9 protein-coding genes are annotated in these 9,584 nt (G+C 69.4%); 4 read left to right on the top strand and 5 right to left on the bottom strand.

The features are described from left to right. The 4 genes from L995_RS28745 to L995_RS28730 form a co-directional block, all read right to left on the bottom strand. On the bottom strand, window positions 1-302 hold a 302-nt coding region (locus tag L995_RS28745), incomplete at its 3' end, for a helix-turn-helix domain-containing protein (protein WP_047474788.1). Between the two features lie 33 nt (window positions 303-335). Beyond that, window positions 336-1,160, bottom strand: coding sequence for a YecA/YgfB family protein (locus L995_RS28740; protein ID WP_013804727.1), 825 nt, complete (start codon window positions 1,158-1,160; stop codon window positions 336-338). 269 nt (window positions 1,161-1,429) lie between these two features. Continuing rightward, entirely contained in the window at window positions 1,430-2,572 is a 1,143-nt protein-coding gene (locus tag L995_RS28735) for an acyl-CoA dehydrogenase family protein (protein WP_047474787.1), read from the bottom strand. Between the two features lie 48 nt (window positions 2,573-2,620). Next, window positions 2,621-4,186: an AMP-binding protein gene (locus tag L995_RS28730; protein WP_047474786.1), complete on the bottom strand. Its 1,566-nt coding sequence runs from the start codon at window positions 4,184-4,186 to the stop codon at window positions 2,621-2,623. A gap of 161 nt (window positions 4,187-4,347) precedes the next feature. On the opposite strand from L995_RS28730, the gene L995_RS28725 reads away from it, so the two are divergent. Genes L995_RS28725 through L995_RS28710 form a run of 4 tightly spaced genes read left to right on the top strand, consistent with a single transcriptional unit; the run spans window position 4,348 to window position 8,486 of the window. Next, window positions 4,348-5,535 (top strand): thiolase family protein, encoded by a 1,188-nt coding sequence (locus tag L995_RS28725; RefSeq protein ID WP_047327981.1) that lies wholly within the window; start codon window positions 4,348-4,350, stop codon window positions 5,533-5,535. Window positions 5,536-5,557: 22 nt separating this feature from the next. Then, window positions 5,558-6,337 (top strand): SDR family NAD(P)-dependent oxidoreductase, encoded by a 780-nt coding sequence (locus L995_RS28720; RefSeq protein WP_016450520.1) that lies wholly within the window; start codon window positions 5,558-5,560, stop codon window positions 6,335-6,337. A 40-nt stretch (window positions 6,338-6,377) separates the two neighbouring features. Next, on the top strand, window positions 6,378-7,340 hold the full coding sequence (locus L995_RS28715) for a Bug family tripartite tricarboxylate transporter substrate binding protein (protein WP_047474785.1): 963 nt from the start codon (window positions 6,378-6,380) through the stop codon (window positions 7,338-7,340). 21 nt (window positions 7,341-7,361) lie between these two features. After that, entirely contained in the window at window positions 7,362-8,486 is a 1,125-nt protein-coding gene (locus L995_RS28710; protein WP_047474784.1) for a CaiB/BaiF CoA transferase family protein, read from the top strand. 1 nt (window position 8,487) lies between these two features. Here L995_RS28710 and L995_RS28705 read toward each other — a convergent pair whose 3' ends face one another. Further along, window positions 8,488-9,270, bottom strand: a complete 783-nt coding sequence (locus L995_RS28705; RefSeq protein WP_016450517.1) for an IclR family transcriptional regulator — start codon at window positions 9,268-9,270, stop codon at window positions 8,488-8,490. Between the last annotated feature and the right edge of the window lie 314 nt (window positions 9,271-9,584).

Here is a 9,584-nt window from a genome sequence, read left to right as displayed (position 1 = left end):
TTTATGAGCCTGTGCGCGATCTCCTGCAGCGGTGCAGGCAGGGCGCGGTAGCTTTCCAGCAGGCGCTGCTCGTCCACGGGCAGCGGCGCGTTGTCGTCTTCAAGCCCCGCCGTCAGCTCCAGCGCCGTGGTCTGCAGCGCCAGGGCCACGCGGGCCAGGGTGTCGTTCTTGAGGGTGCGGATGGCCCCCGATTCGATCTGCGACACGGCCGAGGCCGTGATGCCTGCGGCCTCGGCCAGCCGGCCCTGGGTCATGCCCAGTTCGGCGCGGCGGGCGCGTATGCGTTCACCGATATGTCTCATGGCCCGTGCATCCAAAGCCTGTGGCGCGGGCGCTCAGGCGCCGTGGCACTTCTTGAACTTCTTGCCGCTGCCGCAGGGGCAGGGGTCGTTGCGGCCCGGCTGCTCGCCCTTGACGATGGTTTCCTGGCGCGGGCCCATGCTCTTCCAGATCTGGCGCAGGTCGTACAGCGCCCAGATGGCCTCGCCGAACTGCTCCACGCGCTCCTGGCTGGTGCTGGCGGGGCCGTCCTCGTCGTACATGCAGACTTCGGGCTTGCCGGTGTCGTCCTCGGTCAGGGCCACGACGGCGTTGAGCGCCTCGTTGAGCCAGCCGGCGGCTTCCTTGTCGCGCGGGGCGGCCCATTCCTCGGCCCAGTTCTCGACCACGAACATGAAGCCCAGCGCCCAGATCTGGCCGAACGAGGGAATCTCGCCGTCATCGGGACGCTCTTCCTCGGGCAGCGACAGGATGGCGCCGCGCATGTCCATGGCCTCGGGCTGGAAGGTGCGGTCGTCTTCCAGCGTCTTCACGTCGGCGTCCAGCTGGGTGCGGATCTCGTCCATGCGCAGGCCCACCAGCTCCAGAAAGCGAGCCTGCTGCGCCGCGTCCTTGAACACTTCCATCAGCGGCAGCGGCTGGCCCTCGGCCACCTCCAGCGTGCCGCCGTCGCCCAGCAGCATGGGCAGCCACTCGGCGGCCGGCACCTCGCGGCGCGTGCAGATCAGCGCCGTCAGGAAACCGTCGCAGAACTCCCACTGCGGAATCTCCTCGCCGCGCGTGCGCAGCTCGTCGAGCAGATCGTCAAGCTCCTCTAGCGCCTCGGGCGTCAGGGCAGGCTCGTCGGGCAGGGCGGTGGCTTCGTGGGCGTCGTTGGACATGGCGGAAATCTCTAGGGAAAACAGGGAGAAGGAACCGGCCACGGCCAGCCCCTCGAATGAATGGCCCGCAGTGTAGCCGCGCCGCCATGTCCGTGGCGCCCGGTCGGAACTTGCCCCGAAAGCCCAGCCGCCCCGATCGCCCGTGACCCCTGAGACGGGCGCGGCCCAAAGTCAGGGGCGCCGAGCAAGAGCCGCCTCGGGGCGATGGCGCCGTCCCCCTCCCTCGCGAAGCGAGTAGAGAGGGGGAAGCCGCGCAGCGGCTCAGGGGTTCAAAGAGTCCTTCCGATGATCTCCTTCATGATCTCGTCGCTGCCCCCGTAGATCCGCCCTATGCGCGCATCGGTCCAGGCGCGGCCGATCTGGTATTCGGTCATGTAGCCGTAGCCGCCGTGCAGTTGCAGGAATTCGTCGAGCAGGCGGTTTTGCAGCGCCGTGGCATTGAGCTTGACCATGGCGGCCCGGTCGGGGGCGAGCGCGCGGCGCAGGTGCAGGGCGATGCAGTCGTCCACGAAGACGCGCAGCATGGTGGCCTGGGCCTTGGCCTCGGCCAGCTTGAAGCGCGTGTTCTGGAAGTCGAACACCGGCTGGCCGAAGGCCTTGCGCTCGCGCGTGTAGGCAATGGTCTTGTGCAAAAAGGCTTCGATGGAGGCGGCCGCGCGCACGGCCACCACCAGGCGCTCCTGGGCCAGTTCGTGCATCAGATACCTGAAGCCCGCGTTCTCCTCGCCCAGCAGGTGGTCGGCCGGCACGCGCACGTTGTCGAAGAACAGCTCCGAGGTGTCCTGCGCCATGAGGCCGATCTTCTCGAGCTTGCGGCCCTTGGAGAAGCCGGGCATGCCGTCCTCGACCACGATCAGGGACACGCCCTTGGCACCCATCTCGGGCGCGGTCTTGGCGACGACGATGACCAGCTCCGAATTGATGCCGTTGGTGATGAAGGTCTTCTGGCCGTTGAGCACGTAGTGGTCGCCCTCGCGCCGCGCCGTGGTGCGCACGGACTTGAGGTCGCTGCCCGCGCCGGGCTCGGTCATGGCGATGGCGCCGATCAGCTCGCCTGCGGCCATGCGCGGCAGCCAGCGGTCCTTCTGCACCTTGTTGCCATAGGCATGGATGTAGGGCGCGACGATGTCCGAATGCAGCGGAAAGCCCAACCCGCTGGCGCCCGTGCGCGCGATCTCCTCCAGCAGCACGGCCGCATGGCCGAAGTCGCCGCCGCCGCCATAGGGCTCGGGCAGCATGGGGTTGAGCAGGCCTTCGCGCCCGGCCTTGCGCCAGACCTCCTTGGGCACGATGCCCTGGCGCTCCCATTCGGCATGGTGGGGGACGATCTCGCGCTCGAAGAAGCGGCGGGCCTGCTCGCGGAACTGTTCATGGTCTTCGCGGTAGACGGAGCGCTCGGTCAGGTCTTGCATGGGTCGGTATCCGGTGGTTGTCGGTGAGGAAAGACGGGGAAGGGCCGTTCAGGCGCTGCGCAGGTTGAAGCCCGCGTGGGGCTGCTCGCGCAGCCTGTCCTTGAGCACGCGGCGCAGCAGCTTGCCCGTGGGCAGGCGCGGCAGCTCGTCCACGAACTGCAGGCGCTGCGGGCGCTTGAGGCGCGACAGCGTGGCGCCGGCCTCGGCGACGATGGCGCGCGCCATCTCGGCGCTGGCCGCATGGCCCTGGCGCAGCACGACCACGGCCATGGGCTGCTCGCCGAAGTCGGGCTCGGGCACGCCGACCACGGCCACCTCCTGCACGGCCGGGTGCGTGGCCAGCGCGTTCTCTATCTCCTGCGGATAGAGGTTGACGCCGCCCGACAGGATGAGGTCGGCCCGCCGGTCGCTGAGAAAGAGGTAGCCCTCCTCGTCCACATGGCCCAGGTCGCCGTAGGTGGCCCAGCCACGCTCGTCGATGGCCTCGCGGGTCTTGGCGGGGTCGTTGAGGTAGGCGAAGGGCGCCACGTCCGAGAAGAACACGCGGCCGATCTGGCCCGCAGGCAGCTCCTGCCCGTCGTCGCCCACGATGCGCAGCCGACCGTAGCTGGCGCGGCCCACGGAGCCTGGACGCCGGCGCCATTCGGCGGAGTTGATCAGGGTGATGCCGCAGCCTTCGGAGCCTGCGTAGTACTCCAGCAGGATGTCGCCCCACCAGTCCAGCAGCGCCTGCTTGACGGCCACCGGGCAGGGCGCGGCCGCATGGATGGCGCAGCGGTGGCTGGACAGGTCATAGCCGTGCCGCACCTCCTCGGGCAGCTGCAGCAGGCGGCCCAGCATGGTCGGCACCCATTGGCTGTGGGTGATGCGGTAGCGCTCGATCATCGCCAGCGCCTGCTGTGCGTCGAAGCGCGCCGTGATCACCACCGCGCCGCCGCCGTCCAGCGTGCGCAGGCAGTAGCGCAGCGGCGCTGCGTGGTACAGCGGCGCGGGCGAGAGGTAGACCGTGTCGGCGTCAAAGCCCATGTTGCGCTGCCAGGCCAGGAATTCGGGGTCGGCCTGCGTGCGGTAGAGCGCCGCCGGCAGCGCCTTCTTGATCCCCTTGGGCCGGCCCGTGGTGCCCGAGGAGTACAGCAGGTCGCGCCCCAGCGGACGGCCTGACAGGTCGATGGGCGCGGGCGCCTGCGCACGCCAGGCGGCCAGGGCATCGGCCAGCGACGGCAGGCCGGTGGATGCGCAGTCTCCGTCCACCGAATGCACGGAGGGGGCCAGTTCGGCCGGCAGCTGCGCCGCCGTGGCGGCCGAGGCAAAGACATGGCGCGACCCGCTGTCGCCCAGGATGTAGGCCACCTCGGGCGCCGTCAGGTGGGTGCTGATGACCACCGTGTACAGGCCCGCCAGGCGCGCGGCCAGCACCAGCTCCAGGATCTCCACGCGGTTTTCCATCAGCACGGCCACCGTATCGCCGGCCGCCAGGCCTTGCCCGGCCATCCACTGCGCCACCTCGCGCGAGCGCTGCGCCAGCGCGCCCGCCGTGTGCTGCTGGCCGCTGTCGCCCATGGTCAGCGCAACGCGGTCGGGCCGGGCATCGGCCCAGCTGTGAAAGTCATGCACGCCTGTCTCCTTTGCTTTTTTGAATCCGCCGTCTCGAATTCATCGGGTTTCAGCAAGTATTTTTGTTTGCTCGCGGTTTTTCATCCGGGAAAACGCTTTGTTCAATGCAAATTTCGAGACTTATCATTCATTTCGTGAACCTCCAGTCTCATTAAATCAGCATGAACACTCCCGTCATCGTCGATGCCATCCGCAGTCCCATGGCCCGGGCCAAGCCCGATGGCGCCCTGGCCCAACTCCACCCCGTCGATCTGCTCAGCCAGGTGCTGGAGCAGCTCGTGCAGCGCAACCGCATCGACCCCGGCGCGGTGGACGATGTGATCACCGGCTGCGTGAGCCAGGCTGGCGAGCAGGCCGGCACGCCGGGCCGCCTGGCCTGGCTGGCCGCAGGCCTGCCGGCCCATGTGCCGTCCACCACCATTGACCGCAAGTGCGGCTCCAGCCAGCAGGCCGTGCACTTTGCCGTGCAGGCCATCATGTCGGGCACGCAGGACATGGTGATCGCCTGCGGCGTGGAGTCCATGAGCCGCGTGCCCATGGGCAGCTCGCGCATGGGGCAGAACACCACGGGCGCACGCTTCGATGCGCGCTTTGCACCGGGGCTGGTGGGCCAGGGCGTGTCGGCCGACCTCGTGGCCGCGCGCTGGGGCCTGAGCCGCGAGGAACTGGATGCCTATGCCGCGCGATCGCACCAGCGCGCCCATGCGGCCCAGTCGGCCGGGCACTTCGAGCGCGAGATCGTGGGCATCACCACGCCTGCCGGCCTCTTCACGGCCGACGAGACCATCCGCCCGGCCACCACGGCGCAGAAGCTGGGCGCGCTCAAGGCCGTGTTCCAGAACGACGAGCTGTCGGCGCGCTTTCCGCAGATCCGCTGGCACACCACGGCGGGCAATGCCTCGCAGATGACCGACGGCGCCAGCGCCATGCTGCTGATGAGCGAGAAGCGCGCCCAGCAGCTGGGCCTGCGCCCGCGTGCGCGCTTCGTGGCGCTGGACGTGGTGGGCGACGATCCGCTGTACATGCTCACGGCCCCCATTCCCGCCACGCGGCGCGTGCTGGCCAAGGCCGGCATGCGGCTGGAGCAGATGGACCACTGCGAGATCAACGAGGCCTTCGCCTCCGTGCCCCTGGCCTGGCTGAAAGAGCTGAGGGAACTGGGCGCCGACCCCGAGCGGCTGAACCCGCGCGGCGGCGCCATCGCCCTGGGCCATCCGCTGGGGGCCTCGGGCATCCGCCTGATGACCACCATGCTGCACGCGCTGGAGGACAGCGGCGCGCGCTACGGCCTGCAATCCATGTGCGAGGCCGGCGGCATGGCCAACGCCACCATCATCGAACGCCTGTGAGCCAGGCACGGGAGACACATCCATGCAACTGCAAGAGAACATGACGGCCCTGGTGACGGGCGGCGTATCGGGCCTGGGCGAGGCATCGGCCCTGGCGCTGCTGGAACGCGGCCTGAACGTGGTGGTGGTGGACCTGAACGAGGACCGCGGCGCGGCCATGGTGGACGCCGCCCGCCAGCGCCACGGCAGTCGCCTGCGCTTCGTGAAGGCCGACGTGGCCGACGCCGACCAGATGGCCGCCGCCATTGCCGCCGCCGAGGACTTCGGCGAGTTCCGGGCCCTGGTGCACTGTGCGGGCGTGGGCGGGCCGCTGCGGCTGGTGGAAAAGGACGGCAGCCCGGGCTCGCTGGACAAGTACACGGGCATCGTCCGCGTGAACCTGATCGGCACCTTCAACACGCTGCGCCTGGCCGCCGCCAGCATGGCGCGCAACGAGCCCGTGCAAGGCGAGCGCGGCGCCTGCGTGCTCACGGCCTCGGTGGCGGGCTACGAGGGGCAGATCGGCCAGATTCCCTATGCGTCGGCCAAGGCCGGCATCATCGGCATGACCATCGTCGCCGCGCGCGACCTGGCCACGCGCATGATCCGCGTGTGCACCATTGCGCCGGGCCTGTTCGACACGCCCATCCTGGCCAAGCTGCCCGACAACATCCGCCAGTCGCTGGCCGCCTCCGTGCCCAACCCCGCACGCCTGGGCCACCCGTCCGAGTACGCGCTGACCGCGCTGCACATTCTTGAAAATCCCATGCTCAATGGCGAGACGATTCGCCTGGACGGTGCCATTCGGATGAGTCCTCGCTGAGAAGCGCCCCGGCCCAGCACACGCGCGGAGAAGAAACACCATGTTCAAACGTCTCACGCTGGCGGCGGCTGCCTTGCTGTGCGCCACGGCCGCCATTGCAGCCGATGCCTGGCCCACCCGGCCCATCACCCTGGTCGTGCCGGGCGCGGTCGGGGGCTCCACCGACATTCCCGCGCGGCTGCTGGCGCTCAAGCTGGGCGAGCGGCTGGGCCAGCCCGTCATCGTGGACAACAGGCCGGGCGCGGGCGGCTCCATCGGTGCCAGCCAGGTGGCACGCGCGCAGCCGGACGGCTATACGGTGCTGGTGGGCAACACGGGCTCCAACGCCATCAACTACACGGCCTACAAGAAGCTGCCCTACAGGCCCGAGGACTTCGTGGCGCTGACGGACATGATCTCGTTTTCCAACGTGCTGGTCGTGCCGCAGGCATCGCCGGTGCGCTCGCTGGACGATCTGCTCAAGGCCGCGCGGCAGGCGCCGGGCAAGTTGTCGTTCTCCTCGGCCGGCGTGGGCCAGACCACGCACCTCATGGGCGAGCTGCTGCGCGAGCGCACAGGCGTGGACGTGGTGCATGTGCCCTACCGCGGCTCGGCACCGGCGACGGCGGCCATCGTCTCGGGAGAGACGCAGTTCATGTTCGACAACCTCACGGCCTCGCTGGTGCACATCAAGGCGGGCAAGCTGCATCCCATCGCCGTGACGGGCGCGCAGCGCGAGCCCGAGCTGCCCAACGTGCCCACCACCACCGAGCTGGGCCTGCAGGACTTCGACAAGGTCGGCTGGATGGGTTTCTTCCTGCCCGCGCAGACGCCGCCCGCCGTGGTGCGCAAGCTCACCGACGGCCTGGTCGCCGTGCTCCGGGACCCCGAGGTGGCGCGCCGCTACCGCGAGCTCGGCGGCCGCCCGGGCGGCATGCCGCAGGCGCAGTTCACCCAGCTGGTGGACAACGACCGCAAGAGCTGGGGCGCGCTGATCACCAGCCGCCAGCTGCAACTCGACTGAACCGATTTCGACGGAGACGCCATGAAGGTGCTGGACAGCGTGCGCGTGCTGGAGATTGGCGGCATCGGCCCGGGGCCGTTCTGCGCCATGCATCTGGCGGACCTGGGTGCCGATGTGGTGTCCATCGTGCGGCCTGAGGCGGAACCCGCCGCCACCTCAGCCGCCTCCGCGCTGTCGCGCGGCAAGCGCTCGGTGTTCGCCGATCTCAAGTCACCCGAAGGGCGTGACCTGGTGCTGGCCCTGGTGCGCGATGCCGATGCGCTGATCGAGGGCATGCGGCCCGGCGCCATGGAGCGCCTGGGCCTGGGACCCGAGGCCTGCCAGGCCCTCAACCCGCGCCTGGTCTATGGCCGCATGACGGGCTGGGGCCAGGACGGCCCGCTGGCCCATGCAGCCGGCCACGACAACAACTATGCGGCCGTCTCAGGCGCGCTGTGGGGATGCGCGCCGGCCGATGCCCGGCCGGTCTCGCCGTTTGCCACGCTGGGCGACATCGGCGGCGGCGCCATGTACCTGATGACGGGGCTGCTGGCCGGCATCGTGCAGGCGCGCGCCACGGGGCGCGGCACGGTGGTGGACGCGGCCATCGTCGATGGTGCGGCGCACATGCTCAACCTCATGCTGCACGCGCGCCAGCGCGGTCTGGTGGCCGACGAGCGCGGCCACAGCATCCACGACAGTGCACCGTTCTACGAAACCTATGCCTGTGCCGATGGCGGCTTCATCACCGTGGGAGCCATCGAGCCGCAGTTCCACGCCCTGCTGCTGGACAGGCTGGGCCTGGCCGGTGCCGCAGCGTTCCAGGGCCCCCAGTGGGACCGCGCCGCCTGGCCCGCGCGGCGCGCGCAGCTGCAGACGCTGTTCGCCTCCCGGCCCCGCGCGCACTGGCAGCAATTGCTGGAGGGCAGCGATGCCTGCTTCGGCGCCGTGCTCAGCCCTGTGGAAGCCGCCAGCCACCCGCACCTGCAGGCGCGTGGCGTCTATCTGCAGCCCGAAGGCGGCGCCCTGCAGGCCAGCCCCGCGCCACGCTTTGACGGCCAGGCCTATGCGCCGGGCCGTGCGAATGCCGCAGGCTCCGACACCGCCAGCGTGCGGGAGAAGGTGAGCGCAGGGCGCGCGCAGGAAGTCTGGCGCAGCGCCCGCTGATTCACGAGAGGCTGGAGGCGCCCAGCATGCCTTCGACCAGGCGCACCAGCGTGATCAGGCGCGGCCCGGCATCGCTTTCCAGCGCGCGGCTTTGCGGGCTGTAGATGGGCAGGGAGACCGAGAACACCCAGTACTCGCCGTCCTGGGCCGTGGACATGGGCACGGCAATGGACTGGATCTCGCGGTGCAGGTCGCCGTGGCTGCGGCAAAAGCCGTGCTCGGCCAGGTCGCGCCGCGCATCGTCGAGCCGCTCGCGCAGTTGCTGGGCGCGTGCGGGATCGTCGGCCTGCAGTTCCGCGATGAAGGCCTCGCGCTCGGCCTCGGGCAGGCTCAGCAGGTAGGCGCGGCCCGTGGCGGTGCGCGACAGCGAGATGTGCACGCCGATCTCGGGCAGGAAGACCTTGTTGGTCAGGCCGTTGGCCAGCTCCACCAGGCACAGCTGGCGGCCGTGGCCCACGGCCAGCTGGATCTGGCCCTCCAGGTGATTGGCCAGCTCCTGCATGTGCGGCCGCGCGAACTGGCGCATGTGCATGCGCGCCAGCACGGGCGAGGACAGGTTCAGCAGCCCCACGCCCGGCACGTACTTGGACAGGCGCTCGGAGTAGCGCATCAGGTTCAGTTCGCACAGGGTGTCAATCAGGCGGAACAGCGTGGGCTTGGGCAGGCCCGTCATGTCCATCAGTTCACGGGCGCTGAGCTCCTGGTGCTTGTTGGAAAAGCACTGCAGTACGGAGATGCCGCGCACCAGGGCGGCCACCAGCTTGCCACTGTCTTCGGAGTTCATGGATTGATGAGGGCTGAAAAGATGAAACGATTGTCTCAATTTTCAGGGTGCCGCCGCACAGATTTCCAGCGCCATGCGCAGTGCAAACCCGTAAACAGGCCTTGCCCCGCGCAACGGACATGACACGGCACAATCGGTCCATGCTTGGCGCCCTGCGCCTCCCACCAGAAAAGCCTGCCGTGTCCGAACCGTTTGCCGCCGTCCCGCCTTCCGAATCGCCAGACTACGACGCCTTCCTGCGCGCCCATGTGCTGAGCCAGCCTTTGAGCATCCAGCGCTATGACCGCGGCGACGAAACCATCTGGGTCAAGCGC

Origin of the sequence: Delftia sp. ZNC0008, assembly GCF_000799035.1 — a bacterium.
In the GTDB taxonomy this organism is placed as follows: Bacteria; Pseudomonadota; Gammaproteobacteria; order Burkholderiales; family Burkholderiaceae_C; genus Comamonas; species Comamonas tsuruhatensis.
Note: the sequence above shows the minus strand (reverse complement) of the source record. Positions and strands in the feature narration are given on the sequence as shown.

Coding starts and splice junctions, on each gene's coding strand:
- L995_RS28740 (WP_013804727.1), bottom strand. CDS start 1,160: ATGTCCAACGACGCCCACGAAGCCACCGCCCTGCCCGACGAGCCTGCC.
- L995_RS28735 (WP_047474787.1), bottom strand. CDS start 2,572: ATGCAAGACCTGACCGAGCGCTCCGTCTACCGCGAAGACCATGAACAG.
- L995_RS28725 (WP_047327981.1), top strand. CDS start 4,348: ATGAACACTCCCGTCATCGTCGATGCCATCCGCAGTCCCATGGCCCGG.
- L995_RS28720 (WP_016450520.1), top strand. CDS start 5,558: ATGCAACTGCAAGAGAACATGACGGCCCTGGTGACGGGCGGCGTATCG.
- L995_RS28715 (WP_047474785.1), top strand. CDS start 6,378: ATGTTCAAACGTCTCACGCTGGCGGCGGCTGCCTTGCTGTGCGCCACG.
- L995_RS28710 (WP_047474784.1), top strand. CDS start 7,362: ATGAAGGTGCTGGACAGCGTGCGCGTGCTGGAGATTGGCGGCATCGGC.
- L995_RS28705 (WP_016450517.1), bottom strand. CDS start 9,270: ATGAACTCCGAAGACAGTGGCAAGCTGGTGGCCGCCCTGGTGCGCGGC.